The organism is Pseudomonas sp. TJI-51, from assembly GCF_000190455.2.
In the GTDB taxonomy this organism is placed as follows: Bacteria; Pseudomonadota; Gammaproteobacteria; order Pseudomonadales; family Pseudomonadaceae; genus Aquipseudomonas; species Aquipseudomonas juntendi.
On the sequence record NZ_AEWE02000051.1, the window covers coordinates 36,953 to 55,743 of the forward strand.

The following is an 18,791-nucleotide window of genomic DNA, read 5'->3' on the forward strand; positions in this document are numbered from 1 at the left end:
GCAGCCTGGATACTCGTATGCCAAAAAACTTTTCGCCCGACGCCCCCATCCTTATCACTGGCGGTGCGGGCTTCATTGGCTCACACCTCGCCGATGCTTTGCTTGCCAGCGGCCGCACAGTGCGCGTGCTTGATAACCTGTCCACAGGCAAGCGCAGCAACTTGCAACTGGCCAACCCGCGATTGCAACTCATAGAGGGCGATGTGGCCGATGCCGTCTTGGTAGCGCAGGCAGTAAGCGGCTGCCAAGCGGTGGTACATCTGGCAGCGGTGGCTTCGGTGCAGGCATCGGTGGATGACCCTGTGCGCACCCACCAGAGCAATTTCATCGGCACCTTGAATGTGTGCGAGGCTATGCGTTTGGCAGGTGTGAAGCGTGTACTGTTCGCGTCCAGCGCAGCGGTTTATGGCAACAACGGCGAAGGGGCGTCCATTGCCGAAGATACGCCCAAAGCGCCATTGACCCCGTATGCATCTGACAAGCTGGCGAGCGAATATTATCTGGATTTCTACCAGCGCCAACACGGCGTGGAGCCGGTGGTTTTCCGCTTCTTCAATATTTACGGCCCGCGTCAGGATCCATCCTCGCCCTACTCCGGCGTGATCAGTATTTTTGCCGAAAGGTCGCAAAAAAGCCTGCCTGTTTCGGTGTTTGGTGATGGCGAGCAAACCCGTGATTTCGTTTTTGTCAGCGACCTCATAAAGCTGCTGATGCAGGGTCTGGAACGTCCCGGCGCCGTAACGGGTGCAGTCAACGTAGGCTTGAACCAGGCAACTTCACTCAATCAGGTATTGGCGGCTCTGTCGCAGGTACTCGGCAAGACGCCAGAGGTCAACTACCAGCCTGCGCGGCCCGGCGATATCCGCCATTCCAGGGCCAACAACCAGCGGCTGTTGAGCATGTTTGAATTGCCTGAACCAACCCCCATCAGCGAGGGCCTTGCCCAACTGCTGACGCCTTGAACCAGGGTGCGTTGAATTGCGCGGAACAGGCCCGTCGCCATGTTCCGTGCAACGCGGGTCAGCCTTGCACAGTCACTGGATAACAATGTCGGCTTCAGGCTCTTTGACATAAGCCAGCAGGTATTCCAGGCCCAATGCAACCTCTGCTCCACCCCGCGCCAGCAGGGCTGATTCGGTATTGCGGGCCACGAGCAGGTGCCGTTCATCCACCACCACCTGCTTGCCCTGTGCCCGGTAGGCTTCGATTAGCTGCATGGCTGCATCCGGATCATGAGCGGTGGGCCCTGCCACCCAGAGCACATCTGCCTGTTCCGGCGCGATCCAGTTTGCCGGAACGCAGCATGGCTGGCTCGCTGGCTGGGGCCGGTTGGCCGGCACCGGGCACAACGCCTTGAGTACTGTATCGAATGTACTGGCCAAGGGCGCCCCGTGACAGGCAATCAGTTGCATCTGCTCGCCACGCTCAGCCCCTGGGCCGGCGAGCAGTGCTTCAATGCGGTCTATTTGCAGGTCGAAGGCATAAGCCTGGATCCGTTCCCGACCGGCTTTACCATGGGCCGCCAGCAGCTCTGGCTGGTCAATATAGAGACGCAGGCAACGTGCCAGCTCTTCAGCATTGCCGTGCTCAAAGAGCTGGCCTGTAACGCCTTCATCCACCAGCTCCGGAATACCCCCGATACGCGAACCGACTACGGCCAGGCCGCAGGCCATGGCTTCGGTAATAGTCACTGGCTGATTCTCCGGGCACACCGATGGCAGCACGAACACGTGGGCCTGGGCGAAACGCTCGGCAATACGCGCGTTTGGCAACCGTCCCCAGAACTTTGCCGAAAGACGCGGGGCGATTGCTCGCAGTTCAGCCTTGTAGCTTTCGAGCATATGGCCGTCGCCAACCATGTCGACATGCACCTTGTCAGGCGGCAGCAAAGCCAACGCCTTGAGCAGGGACGGCACACCTTTATGGCCCCCCATGTAGCCCGTGAAAAGCACATTCAGGCGAGGGCCGGGGGGCGCAGGTGTGGTTGAACTGAAACGCTCCAGCTCGATGCCATTGGCGATCACATTCATGCGTTCGGCGGGCAGGCCGTTGGCGATGTAGGTTTGCGCCAGGTAGTGGCTGGGCGAAATGAAGTGGTCGACTGCATCCAACTGCCAGCGAAGGTAGTCCTGCCGCATACGCTGCGGCAGCAAGAGGTCGCCGTTGTAGATATGCGAGTGGCATTTGTGGCACTGCGTGCTGTCTTGGCACAGCGTGTCCTGGGTGGTGATCCGCGTACTGTTCATGCAGAAACCCCAGTGGTCGTGCAAAGTCAGCGCGATACGAATGCCGCGCGCCCGGGCCAACTGCAGAATACCGAGCGACAGGCCAGCCATGTGGTGCGCATGAATCACATCGGGGCGCCAATCGGCGATGAGTCGAAGGAAAATTCGCTCTACGCCCAGGTGAGCGACATTGTTGCCGGTGGGCGCAAAATCCAGATAAGTGAGTGAAACGCGCGTAACCGGCAGCCCATCGAACATCTCCTGCTCAATGGGATAGCCTGGCAGGCCACGGCTGTTATCCCCTGCCAGCACGCGCACTTCATGGCCCCGCGCTGCCAACGCCCGGGCCTGGTGGTAGGCTATGATCTCCGCGCCACCAATGACGTGCGGCGGGAAGAAGTTGGAGATGACCAGAACCTTCATTTATCCGCCCCTAGCTTCACCAGAGGGTAATGATAGCCACGCAACCCTGGCAGCTCGATAGCAGCTTCGGGTGGCAAGCCCAATGCCAGCGTTGTCTCTGCACTCAGGCCTTGCGCTATTAACAGCAGCCCTTCAGCCTGCCCCGTCAGTAACGGGCTGAGCGCTTCACGCAATGCAGGGTTGTACGGCTCGGCTGCCAGCACGACCAAGTCGACGGTAATTTCGTTGTCGCGCAACTCGGCCAGCAGCAACGGCAAGGCTGCATCCACGGGCGCTTCAATACGGCTAATCGCGCCTTGTCGGCTTACGTCACCCAACAGGGTCCCATCCGCCACTTGCCAAGCTCGCAGTGCGTGGTGGCCGATCAAGTCGGTAACCCATTGGGGATGCTCGCCCAGCAGCAGTGCGCATTGGGCCGGCCGCTGGTGCAGCAGGCAAGCCAAGGCTAGTTGACCAGGCTCGTCCACCAATTGTAGCTGCGGGTCGATCAGCAAATGTTGCCACTGGCGCGGCAACGGCTTGGCAACCGTTCGCAATGTGTGACTGGCCAATTGCCGCAGCATGGCCCGCGCGTAGCTGCGCCAGGTCAGGATTGGCCGGGCCACGGCTTCGCTGGCCAGTTTCAGGTAAGCCTGCGGCTCGCTTGCCAGCGCATAGATTTGCCTGGCGAGTGCATCGGGGTCAGTCATGTCTACTGTACGGCAACCACCTTCCGCCGCCAGCTCGGCCATTACCCCGCCGTTATGGCAGATGCAGGGACGCGCATGCCAAAGCGATTCGACGATCGGCATGCCATAACCTTCTACGAGGGAGGCATACACGCTGACATGGGCTTTGGCGTAATAGTCGTTGAGGGTGGCATCGTCGACCACCCCGTGCCAGACAATGCGCGGGTCAGCAGCATTGGCCGCACGTACTGCATCGACAATATGGTCGGCACCAGCATACCGATTGCCGATCAGGTCCAGTTGCCAGTCCAGTTGCGGGTAGTCTCTGGCCAGGCGAGAGACAGCTTCGAGCAGCACTTTGTGGTTCTTGCGCGGTTCGAGTGTCGAAACGCACAGGATACGCAGCGGTTCACCCGCACCAGGCGCAGCAGCCGGCGTAGTAGCTCGTACAGATGCGGTCAATTCGCCGGGAATCCAGCAGGTTTTAACGTGGGCATGCGGGTTGATGCCTTCACGCTCCCAGAAGGCTTGCAACTGCTTACCGGCATCCGGAGAAATCGGTAGCACGCGGTCGGTCTCGGCCAGGCCACGCATGTAAGCAGCGTGGTTGTCACGAATAGCGGTATCGGCAACCCATTCGGGGTGCGTGACCGGAATGGCGTCGTAGAAAATCGCCGCAACGTTGAGGCCTAGCTGCCGGGCTGCGGCACGGCGTGCAGGTCCTTGCCGCTCGAAGACGATCTCGCTTTGCAGCAACCAGCCACCGCGCAGGGCTCTGCCCCCAAGGCTGGACAACGTCTGCCGACGGTGGGCCGGGGAGCGGGGCAGTACGTAGTGTTGCGGGTCAGGTTTGGGGCCGCCGTACAAAGCCAGGTTGTGATACTCACCCTCGGTGGGCAGCACATACTCGCGCAAGGTTTCGTCCCAGGTCACGAACAGTGGCTCGCCAAAGTCCTGCAACTTACGGGTAAGGCTACGCACTACCCGCGCCACGCCCGTGTTGGCGGTATCGCGCAGGCAGGCGCTGGTGTCGATGACAAGCTTAGGTACGGGCAATTCCTGGATAGGATTCAAGGTGGCGAGCAAATCGGCGTATGCCTTGATGGTGCGCTTCCAGGTAAAGGTCTGCTGGAAGTTGTCCAGGTTGGCTTCCCATTCGGGGCCTGTCAGCAGGTCGCCCGCAAGCACCCGCAGTGCCTTTGCAGCCATATCGTGCTCGTCGGCACAAAGCTGCCGAGCGTCGGCAACCACTTCGGGATGCGCGCCAATATTCAACACCAGCACAGGCTTGCGCAACTGCTGCATCTCGGCCAGCGGCAAGTTGAAACCTTCCCAGTGCGATACGCTCAAGCCCAACTGGGCGTTGGCCATCAATGCAGACAGTTCGGCATCGCTGGGGTGGCCCAAAGGCAAGATATACCCCACTAGGTCAGCCGGCAGTTTCAGTTCGTCGGCAGTCGCCAGTACGCTGAAACGTGCTTTGGGGTGTACGGCAATGATTTGCCGGGCAATCGGGTAAAGCCCTTCGCTATTTTTGTAGTTACCGGTTTCCCAGCGGCCCAGGTTGATGATCATGGGGCCGTCGGCTGGATCGGCGCCAGCCTGATCACCAGCCACCTGATGACCATGTAGCCACAGGCTTTGGTCAACACCACCGGCCAAGTGGTCAGCGCCCAGGTGAATCATGGCGATTTCTACTTCGGGGCCAGCATCGGGCAAGCTCTGGCTACGCGATACAAAATGGCTGATCGGGGTGACCACTCGCGCTTCGGGAAGGTATTCGCGACGCTGGGCGCGCAAGCGCTCCTGCACCATACGCGCAGGGCCCTTCATATCTTCATAAGGGACACCACCGCAATCTAGCGCCACGGTGGGTACGCCCCACTGGCGGAAGACTGCAATCGAGGCATAGAACGGCCAACCGCCGATCAGCGCTACCGTGCCGGACGGGTCACTACCGGCCGGCGAGAAGAGATGACGGTTGTCGCGTAACCATTCGGCAGTCACCTGATCCAGGTCGGTATACGGCCCCAGATGCTCTGGCGGGGTATGGATATCGTCAGTGATACGGCGCAATACATCATGGTTGGCGCGCTGGGCGACAAAGGTAATGTGCCAACCCGAGGCCTTGAGGCCTTGCGCCAGCAGCAGCAATACACGGTCTACGCCAAAACGGAACAGCAGGCGCTCGTTGCAGATAATCAGATGCATGGAATCAATTCAACCTGTTCAGGGCGCATAACCGATGGCGGCGTAGTCCTGTGGGCCAAACAGCAATCGGTTGAGAGGGGTGGTGATGGCTTCATCGTTGCCTTGCAGCAACAGGGAAGGGTCACCCGGGTGTCGACGGTCGATTTCAACTCGCTCGAACCCACGCGCCTTGAGTAGGAACGCCACCAGCGCGGGTGGCAATGGGTTGCGGTGCGTAGGGTCGACGTAGAAATTGCAGGCCCCGGTAATCAGGTTTTCCGGGTTTGGCGTTTCAAACAAAACAACGCCACCAGGGCACACGACACGACGAGCCTCATCAATCAGGCGAACTAGAACGTTTAATGGCAAGTGTTCGATGATATGGAAGGCAGTAAGCCCCGCCAGGCTGTTGGCAGGCATAGCTGCCAGATACTGCAGCGCATCGCCCATGTAGACTTCAAGACCGGACTGCTTGCAGTTCTCAATCATCGCACTGTTGGAGTCGACGCCGATCGCCGGGATGCCTTCTTCCTTGAGCAGTTGCAACCACTCGCCGCGACCACAGCCCAAGTCCAGCACTGGCAACTGAACCAGCTCTGGATCATTCCGGAAGTAGTCAAGGTTCCGCTTCAGCCGTTCGCGGATCATTTCAGGCGCCCCACGGAAACTGGCCTCGAACTCCAGGTAGAGCTCTGCCGGCATGCCCGGTTCATCTACCACCGCCGGCATTGCCTGGGCAGCGTTGTCGAGCCGCGGTCGTGCTGCCTGAAGTTCGGCAATGGTCAAGGTTTGTTCGCGTAGCATCTGCTCCAGACGGCGCATGCGCTCTATCAGGTACTGCTCGTTCTGCTGGATTGCCAAACCGTGGGTGTAAAGGCTTTGGTTGGTCTGGTTCTGTACTTGCACAGCGACGTTGCGCAAACGAGCAGCACCGTCGGCGATGTGCCACTCCAACGCGCCCACTCGTTCGGGCAGGTGACGCACCACGGCAAGCACCTGCCGCATGCGCAAGACACCGGGAACACGCACGGCTACCGCGTGTGCCAGGGTAATGAACAGGTTTTTCAGCGTGGCACCACCAGGGCGCTGCCGCACCCTGGTGAGGAAATTCATGATACGCGGGTGGCTGAAGAGCTTGCCGACTATCGGCAACCCGCGCAGCCGGCGATACAGGCTCGGCGGCGGCGTCTGGGCTTGCGGGGTGTCGTCGTTGGCCGCTGGGGTGGCCGCTACTTCAGGTTGCACTGGCGCTTCAGGCTTGGGCGGCAGGTACCCTTCAAGATCCAAAAGCTCGAAAGTACGTACAATGTCGTTGGGTACATTACTAGGCAGCTTTGCACTATCGGCACTGGCAGTAACTCGCTCATACTCGCGACGATTGACTTCAGCCTGAATGGTTTTTTGCAGTTTTTTAAGATCGATAGTCATTATTTGTGTTCAAAACTGGTTGAGTGGCCAGTGTAGGCGGATGAGTGTATGGCACTAGCTTCGTACGCTACGGGAACACCAGAGGCCGTCATTCTACGCAGGTCGTCTTGCTAGCGTCGAGCAAGCCCCAATGGGCAAGACCCTCGGCCTTGTTCAAGCCGGGCACCTCTCAAACGCCTCAGTCAAGCTTGAACTCTGCCTGCATGGCGCATACCCCGGCGAAATGTTTGTAGCTGCTGTTGCCAATCACATTGAACACAACAGCCTTGTCCCACCAGTCGAAGTTGTCCTCGATGTGATCGGCGCCCCCATGCAAGGCAAGGGTAAGGCTGTAGCTTCCGGGCCCGACATTGAAGGCTGGAATGGTCACGGTCAGCGTCTGTTCCTTGCCAGCCTCGACACCCAGGTCGCGCAACTCTCCACGCAACCAAGTGTTTGTACCGAAAATGTCGTAGCCAGTGCGATCCTTGAACATGAAGCCCAGCGACAAATCATAGATAGGCTCATTGGAGCGGATCTTCAGGCTCAATGTGAGCGGCGCGCCTACCTCCAGCATGGTCGCCGCTCGGCCATTGCTGCTGAGGGTAAGCTCCTCGATCCGAGCCTTGCCATTGCCCGAGCGCCCAGCATACGGCGCATTTACAGCCTGGGCCTGCAGCGATCCTTCTTCCTTGCGGGCAATCAGCGCGTTGTAGTAATCCAGTACTTCATCGGGGCGGCCATCCATCAGCATCTTGTGGTCGCCCAGCAAGATCGCACGGTCGCAAAGGCTTTTGATGGCACCTGGGTCATGGGAAACGAACAGCAAGGTCGTGCCCTGCTCGCGAAACTCACGAATGCGCGCGAACGACTTGTGCTGGAAGTAGGCGTCGCCTACCGCCAATGCTTCGTCAACAATCAGGACTTCAGGGCGCACAGCTGTCGCCACACTGAACGCGAGGCGCACGAACATGCCCGATGAATAGGTTCGGACAGGCATGTCGAAATAGTGGCCAATTTCGGCAAATGCTTCAATTTCCGGCATCAGCGCGATAATTTCCGCACGCTCGAGCCCTTGCATGCGCCCCGCTAACGCAACGTTTTGCCGGCCAGTGAACTCGGGATGAAAACCCATGCCCAGCTCGAGCAGCGCGGCAATGCGGCCAGTGGTGGTGATCGAGCCCTCGGTTGGCATCGCTGTGCCGGTGATCATCTTCAGCAAGGTACTCTTGCCGGCGCCGTTGACGCCAATGATGCCCACCGATTCGCCCTGCCCTACCTTGAAGCTGACATCCCGGATAATCCAGTTCTGGTCGCGTTTACACAGCCCGAGCCAAGTACCTAGTGCGTGCCAGCGACCTTTGAGTTTCGGATAGGCCTTACCTACCTGGTTTACTTGAATTGTCATGTCAGATCTGATCGAGCAAGTCGTTGTAGCTGCGTTGGTACAACACAACAGCCAGGATGAAGACGATAACAGCGAAGCCAAGCGGGTAAGCCAATTGGGACATCCCGACCGGTTCACCCAACAATGCTTTCTGCGCCGTCAGTACCATTGGGAAAACGGGGTTCCACGACAGCATCGACTGTACATGTTCAGACAATATGCTCAGCGGATAGACGATCGGGGTGGCCCAGAACAGTGCTTGGAAAAAAACATCGCTCAACTGGCCGATATCGCGAAAGAATACGTTCAATGTCGCCAGCAAGGCCCCTACTGCAACCCCCAGCAATACGACAGTGGCCAACACCGGAATCAATACCAGCGTCGTAGGCATGATCGGGAAGCCCGACACCAACATGAACATGACCACCAGCACCAGCAGGATCAAGCTGTTCAGCGCCGCCGTCGCGATGACTGGAATGAATAGGATGAACTTGGGAAAGCTGGACTTCTTGATCAGGTTCGCATGCTCAAGAAATACACCCTTGCCCCGCTGTACCAACTCAAGCAGCAGGTTCCAGGTAATCAGCCCCGCGCAGAGGTATATACTGTAAGCATACTGGTGCTCAATACCGGGCATCCGCGCCTGCATCAGGCGCGAGAAGATCACCGTATAGATAAACACCATGAAAATCGGTGGCACCACCAACCACAGGGCACCGAAAGTAGAGCCCGCATAACGGCTTTTGATCTCACGCAGGGTGATCGCAAAGATCAGACCCCGATAGCGCAGTACGTCTTTTATCAAAGACAGCGGCGTATTCATTGTATTCGACTCACCATGTTCATAAGACTTCCTGTATGTAAGGTATTCGCGCCCAATCTGTAACGTACGGCGCAGGCTATGCCAGGCATGGCACTTGGTAAGGCCGCCCGGCTACTAGCCGATTTCACGGTAGACCCCCAGCGTCTCCTCAGCACAACGCCCCCAGGAAAATTCGGCAGCACGCTTCAAGCCGGCATCCGCCAATGCGGAGCGGCCAGCGGGGTCGCCAAGCAGGTCGTTGAGCTGCGCACTCAGTTGTTCGATATTGCCAGCCTCCACCAGCCACGCACTGCCCTGGGTGAATTCGGCCATGGATGTACCTGCCGTGCAGATCACCGGCACGCCACATTGCATTGCCTCTAGCACAGGCAGACCGAAACCTTCATAGAGCGATGGGTAGGCAAATACTGAGGCCCCGGCATAAAGGGCCGGTAGGTCAGCCCCCGGCACAAAGGAAAGCTGGCGCAAGCCGTGGCTGAGTTCCAGGGCCTTGATGCGATCGCCAAGGTCCTGATTGTGCCACCCGGGTGCGCCAGCCAATACCAGTGGATACTCCTCACGCACGGCCCGCGGCAGGCGGCACCAAGCCTCAATGAGGCTGCCTACGCCCTTGCGCGGCTCCAGTGTACCCACGAACAATACATAGCGCCCATGCTGAAGCCCGTACCGCTGAAGAGCCACGCAGGTTTCATCGGACGTTTGCGGCCGGTACGCCTGGGACGCACCCAGATATACCGTTTTCACTCTGTCGCAACTTACCCCGAAGTCACCCACTAGCTCATCACGTATCACATCCGAATCGGTGATCAGCATATCCGCTCGTTTCAAAGTCTGAGGCAGCTTGGAAGTTAGCCACTCCACGCGTTTGCGCGGATGAAACTGCGGAAAATGCAGGAACGAGAGGTCATGAATGGTCGCCACGCAAGGGCCTACGTGGGGTTTAAGGATGAAATTCGGCTCGTGATAGATGTACTGCCGGCGTTCCCCTGCCCGAGAGTAGCGCCGTGCGTTGAGCAACGCCTCCCTGGCATGGTAGGTGAACGTCCAACGTTTAAGGATACTCCGAACATGTGCTTCAAGAGCCTGACGCCCAGTGAGCTTCACTTGCTCGGCAGCTGGCTTCACATAGAGCGATGTGGCGGCCAGACACTGGGCCAATGCGCCTTCTGCACTTGAGAACCTGGCCCCATGAAAACACTCGATCACACCTACCTCCTGAGCAAGCAGTTGCTCAAGAAGGTTGAAGGTATAGTTCCCGATCCCGGTCAACGGCGGGACCAGCGATTCAGTATTGAGCAAAAGCTTCATGAAACCAGTCAGCCCCTGATCAAACGCGCGATCTCGTTGACACGGCGTCCGACCAAGGCGCTGTCACCCCGGCTCTCGACGTTCAGTCTCAACAGCGGTTCGGTGTTCGAACCGCGCAGGCTGAAACGCCAGTCGGCAAATGCCACGCTGATACCATCGGTACGGTCGACTTCTGGATTATGCGGCAGGTAAAAAGCGAGGATGCGCTCGATAGTGCCTTTCACATCGCCAACTTCATAATTTATTTCACCGCTGCACGGAAAAGCTTCGATGCGCTCGTCCACCAGTTGCGCCAGGCTCTTCCCGGTCGTGCTCATCAGCTCGGCAATTAACAACCATGGAATATTGCCACTGTCGCAGTAAGCGAAGTCGCGGAAGTAATGGTGGGCGCTCATTTCACCGCCATAAACGGCATCTTCGGCACGCATTCTTTCCTTGATGAAGGCGTGGCCGGTCTTGCTCTGGATGGCAATACCGCCCGCGGCCTCGACCTGTTCAATGGTATTCCATGTCAGCCGCGGGTCATGGATGATCTTGCTACCTGGGTGCTTGGCCAGCAGCATTTCACCCAGCAGACCGACAACATAGTAACCCTCGATGAACCGCCCCTGGTTGTCGAAGAAGAAGCAGCGATCGAAATCACCGTCGAACGCTATCCCTATATCAGCACCCGTATCGAGCAAGGCTTGCCGAGTCAGGTCGCGATTTTCAGGCAGCAGTGGGTTGGGGATACCGTTAGGGAAGTTGCCATCCGGCTCCCCATTGATGATTGTCATCTCCAGTGGCAGGCGCGCTTTCAGCAGTTCGAGCACCGGGCCGACTGCACCATTCCCGGGGTCAGCCAACACTTTGAGTGGCTTGAGGGCAGACCGATCAACGTAGGTCAGCAAGTGGTCAATGTAGGCACTCTTGTCGAATGCCTCACGAACAGCGCCTTGGGTTTTGCCAGGAGTACCAAGATTGCCGCTTTCGACACGCGCACGGATGTCCGCCAAACCTGTATCACCGCTGATCGGGCGGGAGTGCTCGCGTACAAGCTTCATGCCGTTGTAACCCTTGGGGTTATGGCTGGCGGTTACCATGATGCCGCCGTCGGCTTGGTAGTGACTAGTGGCGAAATAAACCTCCTCGGTACCGCACAAGCCGATGTCGATTACATCGACCCCGGCTTCCGTCAGGCCTTTTACCAAAGCGCTTGCCAGGCCAGGGCTCTCCAGGCGCATGTCACGACCCACTACATAGCTACAACCGCCCAGTTGGGCCACCAAGGCGCGCCCGATGCGATAAGCGATGTCGTCATTGAGGTCGGCCGGAACTTGGCCTCGGATATCATAGGCTTTGAAGCAGCGGGTCTGGATAGGTGCGTACATACATCTCTCTGGATGCGTTGCCGCCTGAGCGTGCAACGCCTAGAAGGGGATGGCGGGCGATGGTCAGTCGCATGAAATTGGCCCGGCACCTCGAAAAGGCACTCACGGGCCGACGGGAAAAACCTGAGTTCAGGCGTCGCAACGACCGTATTTGTCCTCGAAACGAACGATGTCGTCTTCGCCGAGGTAGTCACCGCTCTGGACTTCAATCAGCACTAGGTCAATGACACCTGGGTTTTGCAAGCGATGCCTGTGACCGGCACGAATGAACGTGGATTCATTGGTATTGAGCATCAGCTCCTGGTCATCGTTTACCACCAGGGCCATGCCGCTGACCACAATCCAGTGCTCGCTACGATGATGGTGCATCTGCAGGGACAACGATGCTTTCGGCTTAACCACGATACGCTTGATCTTGAAGCGCTCGCCGTCTTCAAGCGTGGTGTATGTTCCCCAAGGACGATGCACCGTCTGGTGCAACAAATGCGCGGCGTGGCCATCGCCCTTCAGGCGTTTGACGATATGCTTGACGTCTTGGGCATGGTCCTTGTGGGCAATCAGCAGAGCGTCGGGCGTATCGACCACCAACAGGTCCTGCACACCGACAAGGGCAGCAAGGCGATCTTCAGTGCTGACATAATTGTTGGTTGCTTCGTAGGCCATCACCTCGCCTTCGAAACGGTTGCCGTGCTCATCCGGCGGGGTAAGTTCGCTGACCGCGTTCCACGATCCTATGTCGCTCCAGCCTATGTCGCATGGGATGGTCGCGACCTTTCGAGAACGCTCCATGAGGGCGTAATCGATTGAAATATCAGGGACATTGGCGAAGGTTTCAGCATCAAGCGCAAGGCAGCGGTAGCCTGCCGACGAGGCAATGCGAGAAGCTTCCAGAGTAGCGGCAACAGCTTCCAGCACATCAGGCGCATGAGTTTTGAACTCTTCAATTACGGCGCCTACCTGGAAGCAGAACATACCGGCATTCCAGAAGTAGTTGCCAGCCGCTACGTAAGCCTCGGCAGTCTTGGCATCGGGTTTTTCGACAAAACGCTCGACCTTCAACCCGCCTTCAAGTGCCGCCCCGGCAGCGGCTTCGATATAGCCAAAGCCGGTTTCTGGATACTGCGGCTTGATGCCAAACGTCACCAGCCAGCCTTGTTCAGCGAGATGGATCGCCTTGTCAACAGCTCGAGAAAAAGCTACTTCATCCTGAATAAGGTGGTCTGCTGCCAGCACCAACATATGCGCTTGCGGCCCGTGGCTCTGGTGCAGTTGCAGCGCGGCAGCAGCCACCGCGGCAGCCGTGTTGCGACCGAATGGCTCGAGGATATAGCCCTGTGCATGGCCCTTGGTATTGATCGTACGATATTCGTCTTCGGTCTTGAACAACAACTCGCGGTTGGTGACGGTGAGGACTTCGACCACACCTTCCAGCCGGGCTGCGCGAAGAAAGGTCTTCTGGATTAGATTCTGCCCGTCAGGCAACGTCATGAACGGCTTCGGATGAGCCTCACGGGATACTGGCCACAAACGGCTACCAACGCCACCGGATAAAATTACCGGGATCAATTCCATATTCGGATCCTTAACGGCCCCTTGATGTTGTTTCACTTCAAGAAACCGGCATGTGTCTTACTGCTGATCACCGTCGCAAATGCGCAACGGCGCGAAAATTAGAGCGCACAGCGTATTTAAATCCCCGACCATCCATAGGCACAAGACGCAAGATTCACCCCGTAGAATACCAGAGATTTTTCTTCGTAGGTTGCCGGCCGGCAGCTGGCTATCCCGCGGCAATCACCCAATTTAGGCCGGTCGTTAGCCTTGGCGGGAGAGCGCGAAACGCCTGAGGGCTGCCATAAGACAATCACGATTATGAATGTTCCATGGAAAACGACTTTATGCGGGAATCTGTATTTGCGTCACCCACTCCAGCTCGCAAAGCCTCCGCGCCAATACCCGGGACAGCTCGACTTTGGCTCGGCGCTCACCGTGCACCAGTACAATCCTGCGGGGGCTTTGCGCCACGCTGGTTGCAAACCCGACCAGCCCCGCCTGGTCGGCATGCCCCGAATATCCATCAAGGGTCAACACTTTCGCGCGTATTTCGTACATTTGCCCATCCAGATCAATCAGCACCAACCCTTCAGCCCCTTCACTGGCCTGGATCACCGCACCCGGCGTCCCCCTCACCTGATACCCCACAAACATCACCTCATGCCGCCGATCCCCCAGCATGGCCTTGAGGTAATTGACAATCCGCCCGCCCGAACACATGCCATTGCCTGCAATGACGATGGCCGGTCGAACGGTGCTGCTGAGGTAATTGACTACCTGCTGGTGCTTGGCATGGGTGTCCACTGTGATCAACTGGTTGAAGCCAAGCGGATCACGCCCTTGCGCCAGCCGCGCCCTCGCCTCTTCGTTCCAGAACTCGTGCAGGTCGCGGTAGGCACCGGTAATACGCTGGGCCAAGGGTGAGTCGAGGATGATGGGCAACTGCGACCAGTTGACGGGATCTTCGTCACCCGGTTCGCCGCGGGCTCCGGTCAATGCCTTGCAGTGCAGAATATCCTCTATTTCGTACAGCAGCTCTTGCGTACGCCCCAGGCTGAAGGCCGGAATCAGAATGGTGCCTTTGTCGGCCAAGGCGCGATCAATTGCCGCCTCCAGCTGCTGCTGCCGACCGCCCTTGACCGGGTGCAGGCGGTCACCGTAGGTACTCTCCAGCACCAGCACATCTGCCCGCTCTGGGGGCCGAAGCGGGCGCAGCAATGGGTTGGCACCATTGCCCAGGTCGCCTGAAAACACGTAACGGGTGTTGATACTTCCATGCAACAGGTCGCACTCGACATATGCCGACCCAAGCAGGTGCCCTGCACGCTGCAAGCGGATGCGACACTGCAAACCCGGCTCCATCACCACTTCATGCCACTGCTCGAAGGGCAAAGGCACAATCAGGCTTGTGACCCGTTCAAGGTACCGCGCCACCTGAGCAGGCTCGCGGTTGATGCCCACCCTGTAGGCGTCCTCCAGTACCAGCGGCAATAGCCGCGCCGATGGCTCGCTGCAGATTATGGGGCCGCGGTAACCTGCAGCCAGCAGCGCAGGTATGCGCCCGACATGGTCCAGATGTACGTGGGTGACGATTAGCGCGCGAATGCCCTGAATATCGAAGCTGAGCGGCGCGGATTCTGCACCAGGCGCCGCATCGGTGCCCTGCTCCAACCCACAGTCGACCAGCAAACTGCTACACGAGGCCAAGTGCAACTGGTGGCAGGACCCAGTCACACCCCGGGTGCCACCGTGATGGAAAAGGCAGGGGAACTCCATGCTACGCACACTCAACTTGGCCATAAATGAAGTGGGCTATTACTTCATGGCGGCCAGCCTGTGCATAGGCGGACTATTCCCAGGAAGGCGTAGGAAATTTCCTTAGTTACCGCTCAATGCCGCTTGCCGGGCAGAGGCCTTGATCTTGCGCTTGCTGCGTTGAACGCCGTATGCGCCCAGTAGCGGGCCTATAGCCAGGCCGATGACCAGCGCTGCCAGCACCAAGACAGCCACGGGCATTTCCGGCGCAGCCCAGCCGAACAGCACCAGCGCAACGGGCTGCTGGTTCTCCAGCACGAAGAACAACACCACCGCCGCCAACAGCAGCACGAAAATAGCCGCCAGGGCGCGCTTCAGGTTACGCATCAGATTGCTCCTTGAGTGCTCAGGCCTCGGCCTCATCTTCTTCGTTGACCCGGTCGCGCAACTCTTTGCCGGGCTTGAAGTGCGGGACGAACTTGCCTTCGAGGCTGACCGACTGGCCGGTCTTGGGGTTACGCCCCACGCGTGGGGCGCGATAGTGCAGCGAGAAGCTGCCAAAACCGCGGATCTCGATGCGGTCGCCGGTAGCCAGGCATTGTGACATCTGTTCAAGCATGGTCTTGATGGCCAACTCCACGTCCTTGGACGAGAGCAGCCCTTGATGGGTGACAATACGTTCGATCAGCTCCGACTTCGTCATATTTTTCCCTTCGTTATCAAGCAGCTAGATCATTGCTTAAGCAGGTTGTAGCACGCTGGGAAGGATTTGAACAGGGTGCATCTTGACTTAATAAAAAATTTCAAGATTGAAGTTTTACCGGAATGGTCTAGGGAGGCCGCGCCGCGCGGGCGGCGCTCGATTTGCGCCCCCGCCATAAATCTCAAGCCAAGCGTTATGCCCCCATCCCCGGCACGGCTATTGCTACACCGCTGGCACCACACCGTTTTTATGACGGTCAGCCACGCGAGAGAGCACGATGCCCCAGGCCGCCAAACTATCCCGAGCCCCCGGTCCGCAGGGGCATACCCCGGTCGAGCAGGACAGCCGCCAGGGTATCGAGCACACCTTCGCCCTGTTCAATCAGGTGTCCAGCCAGCTGAGCCAGTCCTACAGCCTGCTCGAAGCCCGGGTCAGCGAGCTGAAGGGCGAACTGGCGGTGGTCAGCGCCCAGCGCATCGACGAACTGAGTGAAAAGGAACGCCTGGCCAACCGCCTGCAGAACCTGCTGGACCTGCTGCCTGGCGGGGTGATCGTGATCGATGGCCAAGGCCTTGTGCGTGAAGCCAACCCGGCCGCCTGCCAACTGCTCGGCGAGCCGTTGCTCGGCCAGCTGTGGCGCCAGGTGATCGCCCGCAGCTTTGCACCGCGCAAGGACGACGGCCATGAAGTCTCGCTACGCGACGGCCGCCGCCTGTCCATCGCCACCCGTTCCCTGGACGCCGAGCCTGGCCAGTTGGTGCTGCTCAACGACCTGACTGAAACCCGACGCCTGCAGGACCAGTTGGCGCGCCATGAGCGCCTGTCGGCGCTGGGGCGCATGGTCGCCTCGCTGGCACATCAGATCCGTACCCCCTTGTCGGCAGCCATGCTCTACGCCAGCCATCTGGCCGACAGCGCGCACGAGCTTGATGCCGAAACCCGCCAGCGCTTTGCCGCGACCTTGAAAGAGCGCCTGCACGAACTGGAACACCAGGTGCGCGACATGCTGGTATTCGCCCGTGGCGAGCTGCCGCTGGGCGATCGGCTCACCCCCAAGGCCCTGTTCCAGGCCTTGCAGCAGGCCGCCCAGGCCCATGTGCAGGGGCACGCCGTGCGCTGGCAGTGCGACAGCCACCTGGGTGAGCTGCTCTGCAATCGGGACACCCTGGTGGGGGCGTTGCTCAACCTGATCGAGAATGCCTTGCAGGCCAGCGAAGGCCCGGCGCAGTTGAAAGTGCACCTGTACCGCCGCCAGCGCACCCTGCACCTGTGCGTGTGTGATGCCGGCAGCGGCATCGACGCCAGCTTGTTGGCGCGCCTGGGTGAGCCGTTTCTGACCACCAAGGCCACCGGCACCGGCCTGGGGCTGGCGGTGGTCAAGGCGGTGGTGCGGGCGCACCAGGGCAGCCTGAGCCTGCGCTCCAAGGTCGGTCGTGGCACCTGCGTGCGGGTCGAGCTGCCGTTGATCGACGGGCAATTGGCGGAGGGCGTGTAATGGCGATCAAGGTGCTGCTGGTCGAGGATGACCGCGTATTGCGCCAGGCCCTGGGTGACACGCTGGCAATCGGCGGCTTTGCCTACCAGGCAGTCGGAAGTGCCGAGGAAGCCCTGGAGGCCTTGCACGATGGCGCCTTCAGCCTGGTGGTGAGCGATGTGAACATGCCCGGCATGGATGGCCACCAGTTGCTCGCGCAGTTGCGCCGCCAGCAACCACAGTTGCCGGTGTTGTTGATGACCGCGCATGCGGCGGTCGAGCGTGCGGTGGAGGCCATGCGCCAAGGGGCTGCCGATTACCTGGTCAAACCGTTCGAGCCCAAGGCGCTGCTCAGCCTGGTCGAGCGGCATGCGGCCGGCCGGGTCACGGGCGAAGAGGGGCCGGTGGCCTGCGAGCCGGCTAGCCGCCAGCTTCTGGAGCTGGCGGCGCGCGTGGCGCGCAGCGATTCCACCGTGCTGATTTCCGGTGAGTCTGGTACCGGCAAGGAAGTGCTGGCGCGCTACATTCACCAGCAATCCCCACGGGCGGCACAGCCCTTTGTGGCGATCAACTGTGCGGCGATCCCCGACAACATGCTCGAAGCCACCTTGTTCGGGCACGAAAAGGGCGCCTTTACCGGTGCCATTGCCTCCCAGCCCGGCAAGTTCGAGCAGGCCGAGGGCGGCACCTTGCTGCTCGACGAAATTTCGGAAATGCCCATGGCACTGCAGGCCAAGCTGTTGCGGGTGCTGCAGGAGCGCGAGGTAGAGCGGGTAGGCGGGCGCAAGCCGGTCAGTCTCGACATTCGGGTATTGGCCACGACCAACCGCGACCTGGCTGGCGAGGTGGCCGCGGGGCGTTTCCGTGAAGACCTGTATTACCGGCTTTCGGTCTTCCCCCTGGCCTGGCGCCCGTTGCGCGAGCGCCCTGGCGACATTTTGCAACTGGCCGAGCGCCTGCTGGCGCGGCATGTGGCGAAGATGAAGCATGCCCCGGTGCGCTTGTCGGCGCAGGCACAGGCCTGTTTGCAAGGCTACGCCTGGCCGGGCAACGTCCGTGAACTGGACAACGCCCTGCAGCGGGCGCTGATTCTGCAGCAGGGCGGGGTGATCGAAGTGGCGGATTTCTGTCTGGCAGGCGCCATTCCCTTGTCAGCTGGCAATGAGCCATTACCGACAGCCGCCGCTGAAGCCAGCGGACTGGGGGATGACATGCGCCGCCACGAGTACCAGATGATCATCGATACCTTGCGCGCTGAGCGTGGCCGCCGCAAGGAAGCCGCCGAACGGCTCGGCATCAGCCCGCGCACCCTGCGCTACAAACTGGCGCAGATGCGCGATGCCGGGTTTGACGTCGAGGCCAGCTTGTTCGGCTGACAGGCCCAGTTCGAACGCGCGACGCGGCGTGTGTGGGAGCAGGCGCGCCCGCGAAGAATCCAACGCGCTGCATGGCACCGGCTGCGCCGGTGTTCGCGGGCAAGCCCGCACGGGGATCGCATCAGGGC

Annotated in this window: 14 protein-coding genes; 3 read left to right on the forward strand and 11 right to left on the reverse strand. The window is 59.6% G+C overall.

Annotation, left to right across the window (positions count from 1 at the left end):
• Positions 1-17: 17 nt before the first annotated feature.
• Positions 18-962 (forward strand): NAD-dependent epimerase/dehydratase family protein, encoded by a 945-nt coding sequence (locus tag G1E_RS11865; RefSeq protein WP_009685982.1) that lies wholly within the window; start codon positions 18-20, stop codon positions 960-962.
• Between the two features lie 72 nt (positions 963-1,034).
• Here the strand turns inward: G1E_RS11865 and G1E_RS11870 are convergent, their stop codons facing one another.
• The 11 genes from G1E_RS11870 to ihfB form a co-directional block, all read right to left on the reverse strand.
• Positions 1,035-2,648: a glycosyltransferase family 4 protein gene (locus G1E_RS11870; RefSeq protein WP_009685983.1), complete on the reverse strand. Its 1,614-nt coding sequence runs from the start codon at positions 2,646-2,648 to the stop codon at positions 1,035-1,037.
• On the reverse strand, positions 2,645-5,527 hold the full coding sequence (locus G1E_RS11875) for a glycosyltransferase (protein ID WP_009685984.1): 2,883 nt from the start codon (positions 5,525-5,527) through the stop codon (positions 2,645-2,647). Before G1E_RS11875 ends, G1E_RS11870 begins: the two co-directional genes overlap by 4 nt.
• An 18-nt stretch (positions 5,528-5,545) precedes the next feature.
• A complete protein-coding gene (locus G1E_RS27050) occupies positions 5,546-6,751 on the reverse strand; it encodes a class I SAM-dependent methyltransferase (RefSeq protein ID WP_165944124.1) in 1,206 nt (401 codons plus the stop codon).
• A gap of 361 nt (positions 6,752-7,112) precedes the next feature.
• On the reverse strand, positions 7,113-8,321 hold the full coding sequence (locus G1E_RS11885) for an ABC transporter ATP-binding protein (RefSeq protein WP_009685987.1): 1,209 nt from the start codon (positions 8,319-8,321) through the stop codon (positions 7,113-7,115).
• Position 8,322: 1 nt separating this feature from the next.
• Positions 8,323-9,123, reverse strand: a complete 801-nt coding sequence (locus G1E_RS11890; protein WP_009685988.1) for an ABC transporter permease — start codon at positions 9,121-9,123, stop codon at positions 8,323-8,325.
• 114 nt (positions 9,124-9,237) lie between these two features.
• On the reverse strand, positions 9,238-10,431 hold the full coding sequence (locus tag G1E_RS27530; protein ID WP_084728201.1) for a glycosyltransferase family 1 protein: 1,194 nt from the start codon (positions 10,429-10,431) through the stop codon (positions 9,238-9,240).
• An 8-nt stretch (positions 10,432-10,439) separates the two neighbouring features.
• On the reverse strand, positions 10,440-11,801 hold the full coding sequence (locus tag G1E_RS11900) for a phosphomannomutase/phosphoglucomutase (protein ID WP_009685991.1): 1,362 nt from the start codon (positions 11,799-11,801) through the stop codon (positions 10,440-10,442).
• A 129-nt stretch (positions 11,802-11,930) separates the two neighbouring features.
• Positions 11,931-13,373 carry a mannose-1-phosphate guanylyltransferase/mannose-6-phosphate isomerase gene (locus G1E_RS11905; protein ID WP_047149838.1) on the reverse strand — a complete coding sequence of 481 codons (1,443 nt, stop codon included), beginning with the start codon at positions 13,371-13,373 and terminating at the stop codon, positions 11,931-11,933.
• A gap of 324 nt (positions 13,374-13,697) precedes the next feature.
• Entirely contained in the window at positions 13,698-15,131 is a 1,434-nt protein-coding gene (locus G1E_RS11910) for an MBL fold metallo-hydrolase RNA specificity domain-containing protein (protein ID WP_033691029.1), read from the reverse strand.
• Positions 15,132-15,233: 102 nt separating this feature from the next.
• Positions 15,234-15,497, reverse strand: coding sequence for a lipopolysaccharide assembly protein LapA domain-containing protein (locus G1E_RS11915; RefSeq protein WP_009685995.1), 264 nt, complete (start codon positions 15,495-15,497; stop codon positions 15,234-15,236).
• A 19-nt stretch (positions 15,498-15,516) separates the two neighbouring features.
• Positions 15,517-15,813: an integration host factor subunit beta gene (gene ihfB / locus G1E_RS11920; RefSeq protein ID WP_003252675.1), complete on the reverse strand. Its 297-nt coding sequence runs from the start codon at positions 15,811-15,813 to the stop codon at positions 15,517-15,519.
• Positions 15,814-16,090: 277 nt separating this feature from the next.
• Between ihfB and G1E_RS11925 the strand changes: the two genes are divergently transcribed.
• Both G1E_RS11925 and G1E_RS11930 read left to right on the forward strand, forming a co-directional pair.
• Entirely contained in the window at positions 16,091-17,308 is a 1,218-nt protein-coding gene (locus tag G1E_RS11925; protein ID WP_009684226.1) for a PAS domain-containing sensor histidine kinase, read from the forward strand.
• Positions 17,308-18,663 (forward strand): sigma-54 dependent transcriptional regulator, encoded by a 1,356-nt coding sequence (locus G1E_RS11930; RefSeq protein ID WP_029887010.1) that lies wholly within the window; start codon positions 17,308-17,310, stop codon positions 18,661-18,663. The genes G1E_RS11925 and G1E_RS11930 overlap by 1 nt, the downstream gene beginning before the upstream one ends.
• Positions 18,664-18,791 lie beyond the last annotated feature (128 nt).

What these genes read in the sequence shown, in the direction of transcription:
- G1E_RS11930 (WP_029887010.1), top strand. Translation starts at nt 17,308, where the DNA reads ATGGCGATCAAGGTGCTGCTGGTCGAGGATGACCGCGTATTGCGCCAG.
- G1E_RS11890 (WP_009685988.1), bottom strand. Translation starts at nt 9,123, where the DNA reads ATGAATACGCCGCTGTCTTTGATAAAAGACGTACTGCGCTATCGGGGT.
- G1E_RS27530 (WP_084728201.1), bottom strand. Translation starts at nt 10,431, where the DNA reads ATGAAGCTTTTGCTCAATACTGAATCGCTGGTCCCGCCGTTGACCGGG.
- G1E_RS11870 (WP_009685983.1), bottom strand. Translation starts at nt 2,648, where the DNA reads ATGAAGGTTCTGGTCATCTCCAACTTCTTCCCGCCGCACGTCATTGGT.
- G1E_RS11905 (WP_047149838.1), bottom strand. Translation starts at nt 13,373, where the DNA reads ATGGAATTGATCCCGGTAATTTTATCCGGTGGCGTTGGTAGCCGTTTG.
- G1E_RS11900 (WP_009685991.1), bottom strand. Translation starts at nt 11,801, where the DNA reads ATGTACGCACCTATCCAGACCCGCTGCTTCAAAGCCTATGATATCCGA.
- G1E_RS11875 (WP_009685984.1), bottom strand. Translation starts at nt 5,527, where the DNA reads ATGCATCTGATTATCTGCAACGAGCGCCTGCTGTTCCGTTTTGGCGTA.
- ihfB (WP_003252675.1), bottom strand. Translation starts at nt 15,813, where the DNA reads ATGACGAAGTCGGAGCTGATCGAACGTATTGTCACCCATCAAGGGCTG.
- G1E_RS11910 (WP_033691029.1), bottom strand. Translation starts at nt 15,131, where the DNA reads ATGGAGTTCCCCTGCCTTTTCCATCACGGTGGCACCCGGGGTGTGACT.
- G1E_RS11865 (WP_009685982.1), top strand. Translation starts at nt 18, where the DNA reads ATGCCAAAAAACTTTTCGCCCGACGCCCCCATCCTTATCACTGGCGGT.
- G1E_RS11885 (WP_009685987.1), bottom strand. Translation starts at nt 8,321, where the DNA reads ATGACAATTCAAGTAAACCAGGTAGGTAAGGCCTATCCGAAACTCAAA.
- G1E_RS11915 (WP_009685995.1), bottom strand. Translation starts at nt 15,497, where the DNA reads ATGCGTAACCTGAAGCGCGCCCTGGCGGCTATTTTCGTGCTGCTGTTG.
- G1E_RS11925 (WP_009684226.1), top strand. Translation starts at nt 16,091, where the DNA reads ATGCCCCAGGCCGCCAAACTATCCCGAGCCCCCGGTCCGCAGGGGCAT.